Raw genomic sequence first — 19902 nt, forward strand, 5'->3', positions numbered from 1 at the left:
GGTGGGTTACCCCGCGAGTGCTTTCGGGATGGTGGCGTGTTCGGGGAGGATCACCCCGCAGCCGAGGGAGGCCGCGAAGGCCGCGGCCTGATAGCGGTAGCAGCGGCGGATCTTCAAGCGGGCCTGGGTGGACAGGTCCCGGGTGATGGACTCGATGCGGGGCAGGTCGCCGCGCAGCGGTTCGGTGATGGTGACCAGCGCGCCGAATCGGGTGACGCCGTGGCCGCGGGCCTGCTCCTCGCGGGCCTGCTGGGTGGCGCCGACCCGCAGGGTGGCGGCGGCGGACACGACGCCGCGCTCGGATTGCTGTGCGACGAGGGCGTTCTTGTAGTCGTCGTCCACGATCTGGGCGGCGTCACCGGCCGAGTGCGGGCGGTAGACGATGGTGATCCGCTTGCGCGGCACCTCCGGATTCGGCGCGAGCAGCCGCTGCAGCACGCGTTCGTCGACCGCGCCCTCGGGGGCGGTGTCCATCTCCCAGGTGACCGAGCGGCCGCCGTCGTGGATGAAATGGTCCCAGCGCTCCTCGTGCGAGACCGGTCCGGCATCGGCCCAATCCAGGCCGTGCCCACCGGGTTCGCCCGCGGCCACCTCGAGGTCGGCCTGCGCGGCCGGGTCGTAGCTGCGGCGGATGAAGGAGATGATGTCGTCGGCGGCCATGGGCTGGCAGCGCACGCCCGCCTCGGCCAGCGCCGCGCAGATGCCGGGCAGGCGGCGGCCGATCTCGACCGCCTCCTCCGCCGGATTCTTGCGCCGCTCCGCGGTGGTCGCCTTGAAGGTGATGGCCACCCGCGGCAGCAACTGCACCCGTTCCTGCGGCAGTTCGGTGGCCAGCTCGTACATGACCTGCTGGGCCAGATCGGGGGCCTCGGGCCGGGTGATGGCGGAAACCTCGGTGAGCAAACGGTTTCCGGTCTCGGGCACGGTGTCGATGACCGGCACCACCGCCACGATGTCGGAGGTCTGGCCCAGCGAGGCCAGGAAGGTGCCCCACGCGCCGACCCAGCGGTCGATGACCGGCTGGTCGACGGCCTCGTGGCCCTGCGGCCAGGCCCGCAGCACGACCGTGTACTGGGCGAACTGCGGTAGGTGGATCATGCCGAAGCTGTAGCCGCCCGCGTCGATGCCTTCGTACAGGCGCGACGGGGCCATCAGCCCGGGCAGCCGGGTGACGCCGCCCGGGATCCGCGAGAAGCGCCCGCCCCGGTACACGTGCTCGCCCTTGGACCGGCCGCGCAACCAATGGAACATCATCAATCCGTTCTCGTAGCCGGAGCGGCCCCCCGTCCGCCACACCAGTGGAACCATCACGACCGTGCCGATGCCCGCCACCACGGCGGCCGGTTGCGGACCGGCCACCAGCGCCGTCAGCAGCGCCGTGATGACGACGGCGAATCCGACCACGGTCTCGCCCCAGCGCAGGCCGAAAAGGCCGGCGCTGCGGGGCTTCTGCCACAGTCCGTACGAGCGCCGCTCGTAGGTGTCGGTCATCGTCATCGCGGGATGGTGCTCCTGCCGAGGTCGGGTGCACGGTTGGCCCAGCGGTCACCGGCGACGTCGCCCGCGGTCGATTCGGCCTTGCCCAGCGAGGCGGTCGCCGCCCGGGCCTGCGCGACCCGGCTCGCCACCGCGGACGCGCCTGACGGTACTGCGCCGCCGCCCCCTTGGGCCGCAGGACTCGCGGCCGCGCCGCCACCGGCGGGACGCGGCGGCGGGGTCGGGCGCGGCGCGCCGCCGCCCGGGCCGCCGCCGGGACCGGGCCGGGGCCGTCCGCCCCGGCCGCCGCCGACATATCCGGCCGCGCCCGGACCCGCGACCCCGCGCGGGGCCACCGCGCGCGAGCCGACCGCGCCGAGCGCCGCGATACCGACCAGGGTGCCGGTGGTGGCGGCCAGACCCGAACCGCCGGAACCGACGATGGCCACCTCGCCCGCGGTCGCCAGGCGCATGAGCGCGGGCAGCACGAACGCCACGGTGCCCAGCAGCACGATGGCGACCAGCATGCGCTGGGCCTCGTCGGCGTCGGGCAGGTTCGCCGTGCCGGTGCGGTCGTCGGTGACGCCCGCGGTGGTGAAGGCGATCATGTAGACGATCGCGGCCACCGGCTTGTACAGCATGAACGCGATGATCCAGCGAATCAGCTTGTTGTACGACGACATTCCGATGCCGGTGCCCGAACCCGCGGCGGCCAGCGGCAGCACGCCCGCCGCGACCACCAGCATGCCCTGGCGCACGATGGCCAGCACGATCTGCGCGAGCGCCCCGAGCAGACCGACGATGGCGATGATCAGCACCAGACCCGGCGAGAACGCCTGCAGCTTGGAGGTTTTCACCATCAGCTCGGCCATGTTCTTGGCATTGCCGTTGGTGGAGTCGTTGATCACCCACTCGGAGAACTTGTCCGAGGCCTGGGTGGCGGCCACGATCACCGCGCCCAGCATCCAGGAGCTGAACACCACGCGGGCGAACATCCAGAACGAGTCCGTGGCCTGGTCGACCGCGGCCCCGCGTCTGGCTCGCGCCAGTTTCAGGCCGGTGAGTATCACCGAGGTCATCAAGAACAGGATCTGGACTTGATAGGTGTAGTCGTTGATCTTGGTGAATAGCGTTCCGGCGTCGCTGACTCTCTCGTTCGGGATTTTCATCCAGAACGTGAGCGCCAGGATCAGCGCCTCACCGAGACCACTCATCAGCGAGTCCACGACCTTGCCGAAGGTGGAGTCCCACGCCTTGTCGCGCACGGTGTTGGCCACCTCGTTCGGGTGGGTGGCGACATTGCCGGCCTTGCACGCGGCCGAGGCCGCGTCGCCGAGCGAGATGCCGGGCACGCCCAGTCCGTCGAGGGAGTCGTGTAATTCGTTGCAGGCCTGGTCGAAACCGTAGGTCTGGCCGTAGGCCACCGTCGGGGTCGCGATCATGACGGTGAATACGACCGCGAGAATCGTGACTAGCCGCCTCAGCATGTGGTCCACCTCTCGATGGGTCGCGATGCCATATCTTCTTCTGTCACCTGTGGAGCTGTTGTCGTCACCAACGGGTCCACCCCGCCAGCGAATCCACGTACTCGGTCTGCGAAGTCCGCGACGTGGAGGGCTTGAGCCGCCAGTCTCCGGCGTCCCAGACCATGATCAGGCGCACCGCCGCCCACAACTGCCGGCCGTCGACGACGGGCCCGCGCGCGGCCAGCCGCACGATGGCCATGTCGTCGGCGTAGTTCTCGACCTGGAAGCCGTCGGGGGCGACCAGGTAGCGGGTCACCTTCTCGGGCTGCTGTTTCGGCAGCCGCTGATCGGCCAGCGCCTGGTCGTAGGCGGTGAGCTGTTCGGCGGGCACACGGACCTGCCGCACGTACAGCTCCCGGTCCGCGGGCCGGGCGTTGAGCCGGTAGGTGATCTGCGCCGCCGCCAGGGCCGCGCCCTGCGGGGTGTGCGAATAACCCACGGCCAGGCCGTTTTCCAGGCGAGCCGGGCCGTCGGAGGTGGAGAAGGGGACCGACGCCCCGTACACCCGCTGCCAGCCGTGCGGATCGGTGATGCCCAGCGGGGCCGCGGTCAGCCAGTCGGTGTCGGTGGCCTTGCGCTGTTTGCCGGGTACCTGCGGCAGGGGCTGGCCCGCCGTGTTGTTGGGGATGTCGATGCGGCGGCCGAACAGATCCACCTCGGGTGAGGCGAATCCGGTGGCGCCGGTGTCCGAGGTCGCCGGCGTCGCGCCGGGGTCGGGTTTGGCGCTGGGCTTGGCGTCGCCGTGCCCGAAATAGACCACCAGACCGGCGATCAGGATGACCGCCACCAGGGCGGCCGAGGCGATCACGCCGAACGAGACGCCGTCGCGCTCGGGCGACTCCTTCTCGCTCATCGCAGTGCCTCCACGGTGTCGTTGACAAGAGCATGTGTGCGGGTGGTCAATTCAGCCGACCGGCCCCTCAGGTCGGCAGCAGGGCCAGCGCGATGCCGCTGGCCGAGGTCGCCATGATCGCGCCCAGCAGGCTCATCACCACCCCGTGCGTCGCCTCGTTGGCCGCCAGGTCGCCGCGGAACGCGTACCACAGCCGGCCCGCGGCCAGGATCATCCAGGCCAGGCAGAACAGCAGGACGCACCACAGCAGCCAGTCGATGAGCTGCATCATCGGCCGGAGCACATCGGCCGGCATCTGTTTGTAGGCCAGCACGGCCACCGCGTCCGCGCGGGTGGAGAGCGCGGCATGCAGGGCCTGTGGCACCAGCGCGGCGGGCATTAGGTGATCACTGCGTTCATGATCGTGCCCGCGCTGGTCGCGACGATGCCTCCGATCATCGCGCCGGCCACCATCTTCGGGGACTCCAAACCGCCTCCCGTCCACTTCTCCCAGGCGAACCGGCCACCGGCGTAGGTGATGCCCAGGATTCCCGACAAAAGTACGAACCAGGTGAAGTACCGAACCAGTTTCAGCAACTTGTCCGACGCGGGCGGCGCCTCGGGGGTCGGGTTACCGACCTGGGCGAGGATCTGACCGTACGCGTCATGTACGGCGAGGAGCATGCTCATTGTCTGTCCTTCTCCAAAAGCGAACTGCTAGTAACAATCTCGCCGATCACCGGCCCCGCCGTCCAACCGGAGGCGGCGCCTACTTCGGAAATCTTTCCAGCACAATGCAATCCAAGGGTGTTCATGATCACTCCCCCCGGTCCGTGAACACGTCACGGGGGGAGTCGAGCGCGTCCTGGGCGGCGGCCACGATGCCCGCGCCCAGGTCCCGCACAGCCTGCGTAACCTCTTCCAACGGATCGGGTTTGCGCTTGCGCTGCACCGGCGGCGGGTCGCCGGGCGACCAGACGGGCAACTGGTCGGCTTCGACCAGCGTCCACTCCTCGTGCCAGGGCAGCTGCCACACCTGACCGGCCAGCGAACCGACCACGTCGCGGTAGCGGCGGATCTCGGCGGGCATCCGGCCCGGGCGCGCGGCCACGGTGATCAGCCCCAGCACCTCACACGGACCGGCCAGTCCGGCGTGATGCTGGCGCAGCAGGTCGTGGGCGCGGGTGAGCCCGGCGATGGTCTCGCGGGCCACCAGCACCACGAACGGGGACTCCCGTTCGTAGACGCCGGGCCAGCGCCGGTACGAATCCGCCGCCGGCGCAAGCACATGCGCGAGCGTGGTCGCACCCGCGCCCCCGTGCACGCCGAGCAGCCACACCAGCGGCGCCCGGCCGCCACCGGGTACGGGTCGGTCCCACAGGGGTGCGCGGCGGGCTTCCGGCGGTGGCACCACACCGGCCGCGAAAGCGGCCCCTGAATCGATGTTCCGGTCGGCGGATCGGCGTTCCTTCATGGCTGCGGTCATGATGCCACTCCAGCAAGCAGGCGGCGATACGCGCGGCGTGTCTCGGCGGCCAGCTCGCTGTGCCGCACCAGCTCCCCCCGCGCGAGGTGTGCGTCATAGGGTATCTCGACGACCTCGTTCACCCAACCGTCCAGATGCTCGCGCAAATGTTCAGCGATTCGAGAATCGCTGCCCGGCAACTGATGTGAGACGACGATCGTGGTGTCGCCGACAATTCCGTCGCCGGGGCCCTCGCCCTGCCCGCCGAACTGATCGTCGAGCCACTCCAGGGTGACGCGCAGCCGGTTGGCGGCGTCCACGCGCGCCGGAATCGCCAGCACCAGTGCGATATCGGCGTCTTCGAGCAGCGGGCGCAGGTGCCGGCTGGCGATCGGATTGCCGCCGTCGTAAACCGGGGTGTACCCGGACTCCCCGAGGGCGCGGGCGACGGTCAGGTAGGTGGCGCGGCGGCGCAGCGGCGCGGGATCGCGCCACAGCAACCCGATTCCGGATGTCGCCCGCGAGAGGCACTCCTTGAGCGGCGCGGGCTCGTCGTCGCCGCGGCCGTAGAGCCAGGCCTGCAGGCTGATCGGGCTCAGATGCTCGTCAGCGCCCCGCAGCGCTAGGTCGCTGCCCGCGAAAGTGCCGTCCACGGCCACGGTTCGGTCACCGGCGGCGCCCAGCTCCCCCGCGATGCCGAGCGCGGTGGTCGTCGTCCCGGCACCACCGCAGCCTCCCACCACCAGAATCGGGCGCGGGGCGGGTCCGGACTCGCCGGAATCGCCACGGCGCTTGCGCAAGCGCACCACCGGAGTCTTGGAACGCGCGGCACGACCCGACGATTCGCCCACTTCGGGCACATCGTCGAGCCAGCGGCTCCAGTCCTGATCCATTGTCTCCGCTCTCTTCTTATCCGGCCGGAACGCCCGCGGTGGGTCCATGGTCGCCGATGATCGCGGGGGCCGTCATCTCGTTGTACGCCGCCGCGACCGCGATCGGGTGAGAACCGGCGCCGGCGCCGGGTTCGCCGAGGGATTGCGCCGAGCCGCCATGGGAATTCAGCACATACAGGGCAACCCCACCGACGATGGCCAGCAAAACAATGGCAACGATCAGGAAGGCGAGCGTGAGCAGCCGCCGATCCGGGAGGCGTTGGGCGAGTGCGGGTTCGGGGACCTCGAAGGTCTCGCGCCACTGCGCGATGGTGTCGATCGCCGGGATGGCGGGTTCGCCACTGTCCGTGGGGAATTCGATCACGGTGTTCCCGCGGTAGCGCGGCGGCGTGTAGGGGTCGGTCTCGCCGGTCCCGGTCATCCAGTCCGACCAGGTGCCGTCGAAGCGATTGTGCCGCAGCACCGATTCGGGGACCGGCGGCAGTTCGACCTCGGGCTCGGTGTCGTGAATGTAGTGCGGGAAGCGGGCCGGGCCGGCGCTCTCGTCGAAGGCGGGCGTCTCGGGGGCCGCGTCGCGAGCGGGCGGTTCGGGGGTGGCCGGGTCGAGGGCCGGGTACCAGCGCGACTGTTTTTTGTACGACTTCAACATTCCCGCTGCGGGCACGTCGCTCGGCATCGTCTGACCCTCTCGGCGGTCGGTCGTGGCTGACGGTGTTGTTGTCGTCGGTGATCGGTGGTGCCGGGTGCGTCCGCCGGTACCACGTCGCCACCGGCTCCGCGTCCGAACGGTCCCGATCGGAAATTCTCTCGCATGAACAGGATTCCAACGACTCGACGCGCCGGACGACACACCGTTCAATCCGCGCGTGCGCGCGAGTAGCAGGGTTCGTACGGTCTCGTGAACGCCACGCCGACGGGGCGGTCTTCCCTGCGATCCGAGCGGAATCTACATTAACAAGACCAAGAATTTTGGAGGTTTTGTGAAGACAGCAGATATCGTCGCGGTTGTGACCGGCGGCGCGTCGGGACTGGGCATGGCCACCGTGCGGGAACTGCACTCGGCCGGCGCGAAGGTCGTTATCCTCGACCTTCCCTCGTCCGACGGCAAGGCTTTCGCCGAGGAACTCGGTGAGCGCGCGGTGTTCTCCCCCGGCGACGTCACCAGCGAGGCGGACGTGAGCGCCGCGCTGGATGCCGCTCAGGCGCTCGGCACCCTGCGAATCGCGGTGAACTGCGCGGGAATCGGCAATGCCGTCAAGACGGTCGGCAAGCAGGGCGCGTTCCCGCTGGAGGCCTTCTCCAAGATCATCAACGTTAACCTGATCGGCACGTTCAACGTGATCCGCCTGGCCGCCGAGCGCATGTCCGCGGTCGAGGAGGCCGACGGCGAGCGCGGCGTCATCGTCAACACCGCCTCGGTCGCGGCGTACGACGGCCAGATCGGCCAGGCCGCCTACTCCGCCTCCAAGGGCGGCATCGTCGGCCTGACCCTGCCGGTCGCCCGCGACCTGGCCTCGTACAAGATCCGCGTCATGACCATCGCGCCGGGCCTGTTCCACACCCCGCTGTTCGCGACCCTGCCGCAGCAGGCCATCGACGCGCTCGGCGCGCAGGTGCCGCACCCCTCGCGCCTGGGCGACCCGGCCGAGTACGCCGCCCTGGTCCGCCACATCGTGGAGAACCCGATGCTCAACGGCGAGGTCATCCGCCTCGACGGCGCGATCCGCATGGCCCCGCGCTAATCAGCGGGCAGCGGCGCCCGGCGCGCCGCGAACACGCCAACGGCACCGGCGCGAGCACATGCTCGCCCGGTGCCGTTCGCGTTCCGGATCAGGAGCAGGCCGCCGGCTCCATCTCCCAGGGCGCCTGCGGGAGCACCGCACCGGTCTCCAGCAGCGATTTGAGGTTGGCCAGGACCGCGGGCCAACCGCTCGAAATGCCTTGCAGCATTTCCTGGTTCGGAAGGTTCTCGTGGGTGACGGTGAGCCGCACGATGTCCTGGTGCGGCTCGATCGAGAAGGTCACCACCGACGGCGAGCGCTCCTCCTGCGGGGAGTCCTCGAAGGTGACAACCAGGCGGTTGGGCTGGTCGGCCTCGAGTACCTTGCCGACGACGTCGAGCTTGTCCGAGCCGTCGACGCGGCGGTGCTCCCAGCGCGAACCCTCCTGCCAGTCGGACACATTCGCGTGTCCCCAGTACTGGGCGGTCAGGTCGGCGTCGGTCAGGGCCTTCCACACCTGCTCGGCGCTGGCCCGGATATAGGTGACGTAGACGTAGTTCGGCACGGTGGTGGTCATGGCGTACTCCTCTGCCTGGTCTTTGATGGCGCGCAGGACGTCCAGCCGGGGTCGGTCGAACACGGAGATCCAACGCTGTTCGATGTCGTGAATCGGGGTCGGATTGATGTAGTGCACCCGTTCGCGGCCGCGGCGTAGCACGGTGACCAGCCCCGCCCGCTCGAGAATGTCGAGGTGCTGGGTCACCGATTGCCGGGCCATCGCGACCCGTTCGCACAGTTCCCGCAACGTCTGACCGTTGTGTTCACGCAGCCGGTCGAGCAGCTGCCGCCGAGTGGCGTCGGCCAGGGCCTTGAAGACCGTGTCCATGTCGGGTTCGGGTTGCACGGCTCAAATTATGCAGGCATTTACCTGCATAAGTCAACGGGGGTGCCGCACGCGCCGGAGCGCACCCCCGATTTCGTGGGAATTTCGTTCTCGGGCATGACAATCCGCGTCCGAGCGGTCAAGATGGTCAACGGCCTTCAGCCGAACCGACATCGTTGTCTCTTCAGCGCCTCCTGCCGTGGCGCGGACAGGAGTGCCCGTGGCGACCACGCCGCAGCCCTCACACCCCGTGCCCGCGGGCCAGGATCCCGCATCCCCGGTGCGCCCGGCATCGTCAGTGCGCCCCGCGTCCTCGGTGATCGTGGAGACGATCCCCCCGGCCCGCATCGGGACCCGGCTCGTGCACCCCGTCCTGCGCACCACGCTCCAGCAGTTCCTGCGCGCCGGAGCCTGGGTCGCCGACCTGGGACCGCGTCCGGCCAACCTGATCTTCCGGGTGACCCGGCTGTCCGAGCAGCCCGCCCGGGTCATGGGCACCCCGCGCGGCACCCGCCGCGAAACCCTGCGCTTCGAGCACTTCGAGGCCGAATGGCTGTGGAGCGCACCGGTTCCCGATCCGCGCGTGGACCGCGACGCCGCCATCCTCTACCTGCACGGCGGCGCGTTCATCGCGGGCGGCCTGCACAGCTATCGCCGCCACACCGCGCGCCTGGCCGCGCTGAGCGAGTTGCCGGTGCTGACCGTCGACTACCGCCAGCTGCCCGACGCGCACCCCAACGAGAGCCTCGCCGACGCGCTCACCGGGTACCGGCATCTGCTCGACGAGGGCTTCCCGCCGGAGAAGATCATCGTGGCCGGCGATTCCGCGGGCGGCGGACTGGCATTGCGGCTGGCGCTCACGCTGCGTGAGCGGGAGCTGCCATTGCCGGTGGCGCTGTCGGTCACCTCGCCGTGGGCCGATTTCGACTCGACCGCCCGTCTCGCGCACCCCAACAGCCGCGACGACGCGGTGCTACCCGCGCTCGGACCGGACATGGTGGTGCGCCGCGGTATCGCGGTGGACGGGGAGCTGGATCCGGCGTGGTCGGTGGTGAATCACGACTTCACCGGTCTGCCACCGATTTTCCTGCAGGTCGGGTCCCGGGAGATGCTGCTGACCGACGCGCTCGCGGTGGCGCGCCGGGCCGAGGCGGCCGGGGTGTCGCTGCGCCTGCAGATCCGGCCCAGCGCGCCGCACACCCTCATCCACCTGGGCGCGGATCTGCTCGCCGACGGCCGCGACGCCGCCCGCGACGCGGCCGAGTTCCATCGTGCGATGATCGATCCGGGTCGCGTCGGCCGCAGCGCGGCCTGACCGCGAGTATCAGCGGCGGCCCGAACCCGCGATCCGAGAGGCTCCGATGTCCCAGCCTGACAGCGCTTCCCGCCCCGCGGTCCTGGTCACCGGCGCGGCCGCCGGGATCGGCCGCGCCATCGCCGCCCGCTTCGCGCGGGAGGGCTGGACGGTCGGTCTCTATGACATCGACGCCGACACCGTGGCCCGTACCGCCGCGGAGATCGGCGGGCACACGATCACCGGCGCGTTCGACGTCACCGATGCGGCGGGCTGGGATCGGGCGCTCAAGGAATTCGCCGGGGCGACCGGTCGTCTCGATCTACTGGTCAACAACGCGGGCATCCTGGTGTCGGGGGCGTTCGGCGATATCGACGTGGACCGCCAGCACCGTGTGGTGGACGTCAATGTGAAGGGCGTCCTCAACGGGTGCCACACCGCGCTCCCCTATCTGCGCCGGACGCCGGGCAGCCGGGTGATCAACCTGGCGTCGGCGTCGGCGCTCTACGGACAACCCGGGCTGGCCGTGTACGGAGCGACCAAGGCCGCGGTCCGCAGTCTCACCGAGGCCCTCGACCTGGAGTGGCGGCAGTACGGGATCACGGTCAGCGATCTGCTGCCGCTGTTCGTGGCGACCGACATGATGACCGAGGTGAGCCGCGGCTCGAAATCCGCGACCACCCTCGGCGTGCGGTTGACCCCGCAGGATGTGGCGGAAGCGGTGTGGCGGACCGCGTCCGGCCGCGGACCACTGCGCGGCCCGCACGTACTGGTCGGACTACAGACCAAACTCACCGGTCTGGCGCAGCGATTGTCCCCGCCGTTCGTGACGCGCCCGATCGTCGGCTGGATCAGCAAGGCCGATTCGCTGCACTGACCGCGCTTCAGAGCGCGACCAGGTCGCCCACGATGAAGATGATCAGGCCGACCGTCAAGGTCAGCGCGCCCGCCAGACCGAGTGGCATGGTCTTGGCCTTCTCCGCGAATTCGTCCTCGACCCCGGTCAGCCAGTTGATGGTGTCCTTGGCGGCGATGAACGCGCCCGAGGCCACCACCAGCGAAGCGGCCGTGATGTTCCAGCCGTCGGGCAGATCCGACAGCCGGGCCGCCCAGACCAGGCCGAGCACCAGCGCACCCTGCAGAATGGCCCCGACGTGGGCGACATTGACATAGCGGGGTGCCGGTGGATTGCCCTCGCGCTGCCGCAGCGCGACCAGGGGATATCCCAGGAGCGTCCCGTAGGTGAGGGTCAACAGTCCGCCGATGATGAGGATCTTGTCCGTTGCCGCCATGACGACCCCTTCCGGATGGCTTCACGATAGGAGTGCCCGTGCGGGGCCGCGGGGGTTCACCCGAATCGATGCCCGACCTTGATCCGGGTCAGCCGGTGGCGGTCCTTCCGATCGTCGCGGTCCGGGCTGCCAGGGCGAATCGCAGTTCGCTGCGGCGGGCGACGGACAGTTTGCGGTACACCCGGGTGAGGTGCTGCTCGACCGTGCTGGTGGTGATGTCGAGGGTTTCGGCGATATCGCGATTGCGATTCCCGCTCGCGGCCAGTTCGGCGACGCGCCGCTCGGCCGGGCTCAGGGTCTCGAAGCCGCTGCCGCCCAGCGTGTCTCGCGGTCCTGGTCCGGAGTCGACCTGCAGTCGGGCCAGGAGCGGTTCCGCGCCGGAGGTTTCGGCGAGCCGCGCCGCCTCGCGCAACGGCGGGCGCGCTCGATCGGCCTCCCCCAGCGCGCGGTAGGCGGCCCCGAGATCGGCCAGCACGGTGGCCAATTCGAGTTCGTCGCCGCCGGAGCGGGCCAGGGCGGCCGCGCGCCGCAGCAGGGTGACCCGCCGCAGCGGGTCGCCGGTGGCGGCCAGCAGTCGCAGCGACACCCCGCCGCTGTGATGCCGTTCGGCCCCGCCGATCGCGTCCAGGTGCCGGGTGGCGAGAGCGCGGGCCTGCCGCGACTCCCCCGCCGCCAGGCTCACTGCGGCCAGGTCGTTGCGCCACGGTGCGAGCCACGCGAAGTCCAGGCCCCACTCGGTCATGAGCCGGCCGCAGCGGCGGAAGTGGCGTTCGGCCTCGTCGAGCAGCCCGATGGCCAGGCAGTGCTCGCCGCGGGCGCGCAGATAGCCCAGCGCGAAACGGGTTTCGAACACCGCGCGCGGCAGCGGGCGTTCCAGTTGGGCGGCGGCCTCCACGTGACGCCCCTGCGCGGTGAGGGCGCGCACCAGCACCGCGACCGCCCGGCCGAGCCACACCCCGAGCTGTTCGGCGGGCAGCAGGTTCAGCGCCGCGGCGGCGTGCCCGGCGGCCTCGGCCGGATTGCCTTTGCGCAGCAGCGTTTCCGCGCGGGCCGTGGCGAACAGCGCCTGCCAGGTCGGGGCGCGCCGCGCGGTCGCCTCCGCGAGCAGCGACGCGCACCAGGCGTCGGCGGCGTCGAGGCGGTCGGTGTGCAGCAGGCAGTCCACGGCGGCCACCAGCACTTCGACGGTGTCCGGCGCGAGGCGGTGCTGGGCCAGCATGCGTTGCGCCGCCGCGGCGGTCTCCTCCGGCGGACGCTGATTCCACAGGCCGTCGAGCAGGGCGGCGGCCTGCCGGTGCGCCGAATCACGCTGCGGCGCATGCGGACCGGACGCCGCGCGGCGGGGCGTGATCCGGGGAACCGGAGACCCTTTCGTGGCCCGCGAGCTCGCGGGATCGGCGTGTCCACCCGAGTGCGCGTTGTGGTGTGCGATGGCGGGCGCCTGGGAGCCCGACTTCGCTCCGCAGCTCGGTGCGGCGAGCAGCCAGGAGTGCCGCTGGGCCTGGACCGGGTGGGTGTAGCGCAGCCACGCGCCGAGGAACTCGAGCCGATCGCCGAGCGCGGCGTCCACCTCCCGCCGCAGCCGCAGCAGGGCGTGGTCGGCGTGCAATATGTGACCGTGCCAGAGCATCTGCAGCACGGTCATCGGGAGCTCCGGGCACGGCACCCGCCCGGTGCGCAGCGCCGCCTTGAGCCGCCCGAAGTTGCGGGTGCGACCGGACGGATTGATCCGCCATTCGACCGCGACCAGCTTCGTCGCGATCCCCGCCCGCTCGTCGGCTCGGCGACTGGCCCGATAGGCGAGCTCCAAATAGGTTCCGGCACTGTCCCATTCGTCGGCGTCGAAGGCATGGTCGGCGACTTCCAGCAGCACCTGCGCCGCCCAGGACCCGCGCGTGTCCCCCGCCGCGACCAGGTGCGCCGCCACCACCGCCGCCGGAAACCCCTCCCGGCACAGCAGTTCCGCCGCCGCCGCGTGCAACGCCCGCCGCTCCTCCTCCGGAAGCTCACGCAGCACCAGCGCCGCCATGTCCGGATGCGGACGACACTCCCCCACGATCAGCCCGGCCCGCACCAATGCCGCCGTCACCGCCCGGATCTCGCCCACGCCGCGGCCGAGCAGCGCCGCCACCCGGCCCAGGGAAGCATGATCGCCCAGCACCGCCGCCACCCGCGCCACCCGCAGCCGCTCGGTCTCGGCCGCCTTCGACCGGGGCACGGAGGCGTTCACCCGCCCGGCTCGGGCAATCGCCGGAACCGCGGTGGTGGACCGTAGCTCGCCCGAATCCGTCTGCGCGCCGGCCGCATCCGGCCGCGCTCGCGTCGCCGCCGGGTCGACCCGGCCCGCGGTCGTGCGGATGACGGGCGCGCCGCTCGTTCCGCCACCGGCCCCCACCGGTAATCCCCCTCGGTCCCGTGCGACCGACCGTGCCATCTGAGGTCCCTTCACCGAATCGCGGGCGCCCGGCTGTCGGACATGGCACGGCGAGCTTCGGTGTGCGCGAGCGGCATCATTGCAGCGAGGGCGTGTGGACGCCCAGGATCAGCCGGGGCACAGCGGGTTTCGAAATCTACTGCCAAACAGTGTATTTCACTTTCCCCTAGGAGGTGGGGGCGAGCACTCGCGGACGGTAGACCAGGGCGGCGGCCGCGTCGCCGTCCACGCCGAGGAACACCACGGACCGGGCCTCGTCGAGCATGCCCTGGCCCGCCGCGCCCAGGTAGGCGTGCACCGGGCACGCCGAGTACGGGTCGCCCGCGAAGGGATCGATTCCGGCCACCGCCGCCGACGGCACCCCGACCCGGTAGGCCACGCGCTCGCGAAATCCGGCGACCGGGGCCGGGGCGAGCAGCACCGCCGCGCCGGTCGCGAAGTCGCCGGGCTCGAGGCCCTCGCCGGAAAGGCATTCCCGCAGTATGGTTTCGGCGAGGTCGAGCGGATCGGAGGTGGCGGCGCGCACGGTCAGCGCGCCGCGGCCCGCGGTTCCGGCGGCCTCGAGGTCGGCCCACGCGGTCGGGGTGAGCGGGCCGCTGTTCCCCGTCGTGTAGAGGCGGCCGAAACCGCCCGCGCCACCGTCGGCGCGCAGCAGGATCGCCGCACCGCTGGCGGTGTACGGGAAGTCCTCACGGCCGCGTTCGGTGGTGGGGTGGGTGTCCCCGGCGACGATGAGCGCGTACTCGACATCACCGAGCCCGGTGAAGCAGTGCGCGGCCATGAGGGCGTGCAGCACCCCGGTGGCGCCGTTGAGCAGATCGAAGGAGAAGGCGGGCAGACGGCCGGTCTCGTACTCCAGACCGACCTCGAGGCGCTTCTGGATCAGTGCCGCGACGGCGGGTTCGGCGATATTGCTGTCGCGGAACACCCCGGCATTGATCACCAGGCCGACCCGGTCGGCGGAGATCTCGGCGGCGGCCAGCGCCTGCCGTCCCGCGCGGGCGGCGAGTTCGAAATAGCTTCCGGTGTCGGCGTCGGTGCACACGGCCGCCGAAACGATTGCGGTGTTCATGGATTCAGGCCTCCAGCCGGGAGATCGTCGCGGCGAGGTGACCGGAGACCACCCCGGACGCCTCGGGGATCAGCAGCACCTTGGAGCCGCGCGGAATTCGCCCCTGCGCCAGATGTTCGCGCAGCACCAGGAAGTGGGAGGTGGACGCGGTATTGCCGTACTCGGCGTAGATATTGAGCGCCTGCGGCATGGGGGTGTCGAAATGGCGTTCGGTGAGCGAGCTGATGTACTCGATGGCCGGGCCGCTGAACTGGTGGTGGATCCAGTAGTCGTATTTCTCGCTCTCCCACGCTCGGCCGGTCTCGAAGAGGAAGTCGGCCATGCGGGAAATGCCCTGCAGGAATCGTGATTCGCTGGCCAGTGCCCGGTTGTCGGTGTACATGGCGATGCCGGTGGTCTTGTCACTCGGCATGCCGATGCAGTGTTCCGCGCCGGCCGAGGTGGTCATGAGTTCGATGTAGTGGATCTCGTCGTCATCGTCACCGCGGTCGTCGACCACCACCGCCACCGCGGCGTCGCCGACGGTGAGCGCCGCGAACTGCGGGTCGTAGGGCTTGGAGATCTCGCGGGTGGCGGTCTCGGCGATGGGGGTGATCTGCTCGCCGCTGACCACCAGGCCGCGGCGCACCACGCCGGCCTTGATCATGCGGTCCAGCACCAGCACGCCGGTGATCATCCCGGCGCAGGCGTTGGACAGATCGAAGTGCAGGGCCTTGCCCGCGCCGATGGCGGCGCCCAGCTGGGCGGCGAACGACGGGGCGAAGCAGTATTGCCCGGGCGCGGTGAAGCGGGTGATCGAGACCGAGATGATCACGTCCAGATCCTCGGCCGTGTAGCCGGAGCGTTCCAGGCAATCCTCGATGGCCCGCTGCGCGAGCACGAAGGAGGATTCGTAATCGCCGGGGTCGCTATTGTGCACGCGGCGATTCTTGATTCCGGTAATTCGTTCCAGATCCAAGGCCCGCGGTACCGACAGGGCATTGATGACTTCTTCGGTGGAACGGATGGTGCTGGGTGTATACGCGCCAATGGATTCGAAGCGTGTACGCATGTGGCCCCCTGCTCTCTCGGGTGATTTCCGTAGGCCCCGATGCCGAGTGGAAAGCTACCGTACGGAGGGGTGGACGGGAGGTGGGCGTTGATCACGGATCAGCCTGTTGTACACAGTATTTCGAATCCGCGTAGGGGTGGGATAGGGGGTGCGGAGTAACCGGTGTCGGTACCGCGAGACACACTAAAATTGTTGTCCATCAAAGGAATTCGAATCAATACGGCTGGCGGCCACGGTGAGCCCCGTGTAGCCTCACCGACATATTTCTCGCATTCCTCGACAATTCCCTGGGGGAAGTGTGTCGCATTCCTTGCCCACTGTTTATTGGCGCGCCCTCGATCGATTCACCGATATCGTTTCCGAGCATCCTTCCCGGGCGGCGGTGATCCACGCCGAGGGCCGGACCCGGGCCGGCCTGCCCGACTACCGGCAACTCACCTACGCCGAGCTCGACGCCTGGTCGGACACCATTGCCGAGCGGTTCCTCACGGCCGGGGTGGGCGCAGGCGTGCGCACCATCGTGCTGGTGCGACCGGGGCCGGAGCTGTACGCGGTGCTGTACGGACTGTTCAAGATCGGCGCGGTGCCGGTGGTGATCGACCCCGGCATGGGGTTGTTCAAGATGCTGCGCTGCCTGCGCGCCGCCGACGCCGAGGCGTTCGTGGGGGTCACCGAGGCGCAGGCGCTGCGCATCGTGTTCCGCGCCTACTTCCGCAAGGTGCGGGTGGCGGTCACCGTGGGCCGGTCCTGGTGGCAGGGACCCACCCTGGAGAGCTGGGGCCGCACACCGGCTTCCGCCCTGCCCGAGCGCGAGCCCGCGCCCGATGACGAGCCGCTGCTGATCGCCTACACCACCGGCAGCACCGGGCCCGCGAAGGCGGTGGTGCTCACCCACGGCAATCTCGCGGCCATGATCGATCAGGTGGACGCCGCGCGCGAGCATGTCGCGCCGGAGACCTCGCTGATCACCGCGCCGGTGGCGGGCATCCTGGAACTGTTGCTCGGATCCCGGTGCGTGCTACCGCCGTTGATCCCGTCCAAGGTCGGGGCGACCGATCCCGCGCACGTGGTGGACGCGGTCGAACGGTTCCAGGTGCGGACCATGTTCGCCTCCCCCGCCGTGCTGATCCCGCTGCTGGACCACATCCGCCGCACCGGGGCCGCGCTGCCGAGCATTCGCAGCGTCTACTCCGGCGGCGCGCCGGTGCCGGACAGCTGCATCGCCGGACTGCGCGAGGTGCTGCCCGCCGACGCCCGGGTGTACTCGGGATACGGCGCGACCGAGGCGCTGCCCATGGCCACCATCGAATCCCGGGAACTGCTGGGCGAACTCGTGGCGCAGGCCCACACCGGGCACGGCGTCTGCGTGGGCGCGCCGGCGCTGCACGTGCGGGCCCGCATCATCCCGATCACCGATGATCCGCTGCCGGACTGGCCGGATGTCGAGGGGCGGGGCGGCCTCGCGGGCCCGCTCGGGATCGGGGAGCTGGTGGTGTCCGGGCCGAATGTCAGCACCCACTACTTCTGGCCGCCGACCGCGGACCGGGTCGGCAAGATCGCCGACGACGAGGTGATCTGGCATCGCACCGGCGATCTGGCCTGGCTCGACGACGCGGGACGAATCCGGTTCTGCGGCCGCAAGAGTCAACGCCTGGAGACGGCGCGCGGTCCGATGTTCACCGTCCAGGTCGAGCAGGTGTTCAACACCGTCGCGGGCGTCGCCCGGACCGCGCTGGTCGGCGTGGGCACGCGCGGCGAGCACCTGCCGGTGCTGTGCGTCGAACTCGAGCCCGGCGCCGACCGCGACGCCGTCGAGCGCGAATTGCGCGGGCGGCGCGACGAATTCGAGATCACCAAGCCGGTGACGGAGTTCCTGTTCCATCCCCGGTTCCCGGTCGACATCCGCCACAACGCCAAGATCGGCCGCGAACGGCTGGCGGTATGGGCGGACAAGCAGCTCGGACCGGGGGCGTCATGAAGGTCTTGGTGACCGGAGCCTCTGGGTTCCTCGGCGGTGCGCTGACCCGCCGCCTGGTCGGGGACGGCGAGCACGAGGTGTCGATTCTGGTGCGGCCCACCAGCGATCTGCGCGACCTGACCCCGGTCCTGGACCAGGTGGAGCGGGTGGTCGGCGATCTCGGCGATCCGGCGTCGCTGGAGCGGGCGGTCGCGGGCGTGGACATGGTGTTCCACAGTGCGGCCCGGGTCGACGAACGCGGCACCCGCGCCCGCTTCTGGGCCGAGAACACCACGGCCACCGCGCGTTTGCTGGCCGCGGCCGCCGCCGGTGGCGCGCGGCGGTTCGTGTTCGTGTCGAGTCCGAGCGCGCTGATGGATCGTGACGGCGGCGACCAGATCGATATAGACGAGTCGGTTCCGTATCCGTCGCGCTATCTGAACCACTACTGCGAGACCAAGGCCGCCGCCGAACGCCTGGTGCTGGCGGCCGATGCGCCCGGCTTCACCACCTGCGCGCTGCGGCCGCGCGCCATCTGGGGCGCGGGCGACCGGTCCGGACCCATCGTGCGGCTCCTGGAGCGGGCGGCGGCGGGGACCCTGCCGGATCTGTCGGGCGGGCGCGGCGTCCACGCCTCGCTGTGCCACGTGGACAATATCGTCGACGCCATGGTCAAGGCCGCGGGCGGCGAGAACGTCGGTGGCAGAGCGTATTTCATCGCCGACGCCGAACGCACCGAGGTGTGGGGGTTCCTGGCCGAGGTCGCCGCCGACCTCGGGTATCCGCCGCCGGGCCGGGCGCTGGACCCGCGTCTGGTGGCGCTGGTGGTGTCGGTGATCGAGAACCTCAGGCGGGTCCCGTATCTGGCCGAGCACTGGACCCCGCCGCTGTCGCGCTACTCGGTGGCGGTGCTCACCCGCACCGGCACCTACGACACCTCGGCCGCCGCCCGCGATTTCGGATACCGGCCCGTTATGGACCGCGACACCGGCATGGCCGAACTGAAATCCTGGATCCACCGCACGGGGGTGATCGCCGGATCCACCCACTGACCAGCGTTCGGGCGCTCTCCGCGAAACCTTGTGTTACGCGCGGTACCGGCTACCATGGCTTGGATACAGCGCAGTACCGCACTCAATGAGGAGAGCGCCCGATGCCGGCATTCGACTATCACGGCGTATCCGTCGCCTACGACCACGCCGGATCCGGCGATCCGATCCTGTTCCTGCACAATATCGGCGGCGACCGCCACATCTGGGCCAACCAGACCCGGGCCCTGGCCGCCACGCACAGCGTCTACGCGCTGGACCTGTTCGGCTACGGCGACTCCGACTCCCCCACCAGCGGTTATACCGTCGCCAACTACGTGCGCCTGGTCTCGGAGTTCATCAGCGCCCACGATCTCACCACTGTGACGCTGGTCGGCAACTGCTTCGGCAGCGCGCTGTCGCTGCTCTACACCCGCGCCAACCCGCAGAACGTGCGCGCCCTGGTGCTGTGCAGCCCGCTCACCGCGGCCACCCTGCGGCCGACACCGACCGGTTGGACCGCCCGCGCCGCGTCCCGCATCCCGCTCGACTCCGTCGCGAGCGCCATCCGCCTGCCCGGCGTCGCCGCCAACCTCGTGGTCCGCGAACAGCTCGGCCCGCGCGGCCGCGCCATGACCTCCCCGTCGTTCGCGGCCCTGCGTCACCGCTGGTCCGAGCCGCGCCGCCTGTACCCGCCCGCCGCCATCGCGCGCGATCTCCCCACGCTGGCCACCCTCGACACCTTCCACCCCTCCCTCACTTTCCCGCCCATCACCACCGTCTGGGGCGAGAAGAACCGCATCCTCTCCGCCGCCGCGGGCGCCCGTCTCAACGAAACCCTCCGCCCGGCCCACGCCATCACCCTCCCCGACTGCGGCCACCTGATCATGCTCGAGCAGCCCGAAACCGTCACCGCCGCAATCCGTTCGGCCACCACCACGGCCCTCGCGGGCTGAATCGACCAGAGCGCGGGATCCG

At 70.3% G+C, this 19902-nt stretch carries 19 protein-coding genes; 6 read left to right on the plus strand and 13 right to left on the minus strand.

Annotation, left to right across the window (positions count from 1 at the left end):
* Positions 1-6 precede the first annotated feature (6 nt).
* From ABZ412_RS32740 to ABZ412_RS32775, 8 genes are all read right to left on the minus strand, one after another.
* Positions 7-1497 (minus strand): SCO6880 family protein, encoded by a 1491-nt coding sequence (locus ABZ412_RS32740; RefSeq protein WP_357083503.1) that lies wholly within the window; start codon positions 1495-1497, stop codon positions 7-9.
* Positions 1494-2963, minus strand: coding sequence for a hypothetical protein (locus ABZ412_RS32745; protein WP_357288138.1), 1470 nt, complete (start codon positions 2961-2963; stop codon positions 1494-1496). Before ABZ412_RS32745 ends, ABZ412_RS32740 begins: the two co-directional genes overlap by 4 nt.
* Positions 2964-3027: 64 nt before the next feature.
* The gene (locus ABZ412_RS32750; RefSeq protein WP_357288141.1) at positions 3028-3855 is read right to left on the minus strand and encodes a hypothetical protein; all 828 of its coding nucleotides are present in this window, start codon (positions 3853-3855) and stop codon (positions 3028-3030) included.
* A 67-nt stretch (positions 3856-3922) separates the two neighbouring features.
* Complete coding sequence (locus ABZ412_RS32755; RefSeq protein WP_357083512.1) at positions 3923-4234, minus strand: hypothetical protein; 312 nt, start codon at positions 4232-4234, stop codon at positions 3923-3925.
* Positions 4234-4524 carry a hypothetical protein gene (locus ABZ412_RS32760; RefSeq protein ID WP_213556317.1) on the minus strand — a complete coding sequence of 97 codons (291 nt, stop codon included), beginning with the start codon at positions 4522-4524 and terminating at the stop codon, positions 4234-4236. Before ABZ412_RS32760 ends, ABZ412_RS32755 begins: the two co-directional genes overlap by 1 nt.
* Before the next feature lie 127 nt (positions 4525-4651).
* The gene (locus ABZ412_RS32765) at positions 4652-5308 is read right to left on the minus strand and encodes a hypothetical protein (RefSeq protein WP_357288256.1); all 657 of its coding nucleotides are present in this window, start codon (positions 5306-5308) and stop codon (positions 4652-4654) included.
* A gap of 8 nt (positions 5309-5316) precedes the next feature.
* Positions 5317-6192, minus strand: coding sequence for a hypothetical protein (locus ABZ412_RS32770; protein ID WP_357288143.1), 876 nt, complete (start codon positions 6190-6192; stop codon positions 5317-5319).
* 16 nt (positions 6193-6208) lie between these two features.
* Positions 6209-6868, minus strand: a complete 660-nt coding sequence (locus ABZ412_RS32775) for a hypothetical protein (protein ID WP_357288146.1) — start codon at positions 6866-6868, stop codon at positions 6209-6211.
* A gap of 304 nt (positions 6869-7172) precedes the next feature.
* Here ABZ412_RS32775 and ABZ412_RS32780 point away from each other — a divergent pair, with 304 nt between their 5' ends.
* The gene (locus ABZ412_RS32780; RefSeq protein WP_357083524.1) at positions 7173-7934 is read left to right on the plus strand and encodes a 3-hydroxyacyl-CoA dehydrogenase; all 762 of its coding nucleotides are present in this window, start codon (positions 7173-7175) and stop codon (positions 7932-7934) included.
* Positions 7935-8022: 88 nt separating this feature from the next.
* Here ABZ412_RS32780 and ABZ412_RS32785 read toward each other — a convergent pair whose 3' ends face one another.
* On the minus strand, positions 8023-8799 hold the full coding sequence (locus tag ABZ412_RS32785; RefSeq protein WP_357288259.1) for a metalloregulator ArsR/SmtB family transcription factor: 777 nt from the start codon (positions 8797-8799) through the stop codon (positions 8023-8025).
* A gap of 217 nt (positions 8800-9016) precedes the next feature.
* On the opposite strand from ABZ412_RS32785, the gene ABZ412_RS32790 reads away from it, so the two are divergent.
* Both ABZ412_RS32790 and ABZ412_RS32795 read left to right on the plus strand, forming a co-directional pair.
* Complete coding sequence (locus ABZ412_RS32790; protein ID WP_357288148.1) at positions 9017-10111, plus strand: alpha/beta hydrolase; 1095 nt, start codon at positions 9017-9019, stop codon at positions 10109-10111.
* Positions 10112-10157: 46 nt separating this feature from the next.
* Positions 10158-10967: an SDR family oxidoreductase gene (locus ABZ412_RS32795; protein ID WP_357288151.1), complete on the plus strand. Its 810-nt coding sequence runs from the start codon at positions 10158-10160 to the stop codon at positions 10965-10967.
* Positions 10968-10974: 7 nt separating this feature from the next.
* Here ABZ412_RS32795 and ABZ412_RS32800 read toward each other — a convergent pair whose 3' ends face one another.
* The 4 genes from ABZ412_RS32800 to ABZ412_RS32815 form a co-directional block, all read right to left on the minus strand.
* Positions 10975-11382, minus strand: coding sequence for a hypothetical protein (locus tag ABZ412_RS32800; RefSeq protein WP_357288153.1), 408 nt, complete (start codon positions 11380-11382; stop codon positions 10975-10977).
* An 88-nt stretch (positions 11383-11470) separates the two neighbouring features.
* Positions 11471-13777 carry a LuxR C-terminal-related transcriptional regulator gene (locus ABZ412_RS32805; RefSeq protein ID WP_357288156.1) on the minus strand — a complete coding sequence of 769 codons (2307 nt, stop codon included), beginning with the start codon at positions 13775-13777 and terminating at the stop codon, positions 11471-11473.
* A gap of 205 nt (positions 13778-13982) precedes the next feature.
* The gene (locus ABZ412_RS32810) at positions 13983-14888 is read right to left on the minus strand and encodes a hypothetical protein (protein WP_357288159.1); all 906 of its coding nucleotides are present in this window, start codon (positions 14886-14888) and stop codon (positions 13983-13985) included.
* 4 nt (positions 14889-14892) lie between these two features.
* The gene (locus ABZ412_RS32815) at positions 14893-15807 is read right to left on the minus strand and encodes a 3-oxoacyl-[acyl-carrier-protein] synthase III C-terminal domain-containing protein (protein WP_357288162.1); all 915 of its coding nucleotides are present in this window, start codon (positions 15805-15807) and stop codon (positions 14893-14895) included.
* A 442-nt stretch (positions 15808-16249) separates the two neighbouring features.
* Between ABZ412_RS32815 and ABZ412_RS32820 the strand changes: the two genes are divergently transcribed.
* From ABZ412_RS32820 to ABZ412_RS32830, 3 genes are all read left to right on the plus strand, one after another.
* Positions 16250-17917, plus strand: a complete 1668-nt coding sequence (locus ABZ412_RS32820) for a fatty acid CoA ligase family protein (RefSeq protein ID WP_357288165.1) — start codon at positions 16250-16252, stop codon at positions 17915-17917.
* 8 nt (positions 17918-17925) lie between these two features.
* Entirely contained in the window at positions 17926-18948 is a 1023-nt protein-coding gene (locus ABZ412_RS32825) for an NAD-dependent epimerase/dehydratase family protein (protein ID WP_357288168.1), read from the plus strand.
* A gap of 101 nt (positions 18949-19049) precedes the next feature.
* On the plus strand, positions 19050-19880 hold the full coding sequence (locus ABZ412_RS32830; RefSeq protein WP_357288171.1) for an alpha/beta hydrolase: 831 nt from the start codon (positions 19050-19052) through the stop codon (positions 19878-19880).
* Positions 19881-19902 lie beyond the last annotated feature (22 nt).

Origin of the sequence: Nocardia sp. NPDC005746, assembly GCF_040630785.1 — a bacterium.
Taxonomy (GTDB): domain Bacteria; phylum Actinomycetota; class Actinomycetes; order Mycobacteriales; family Mycobacteriaceae; genus Nocardia.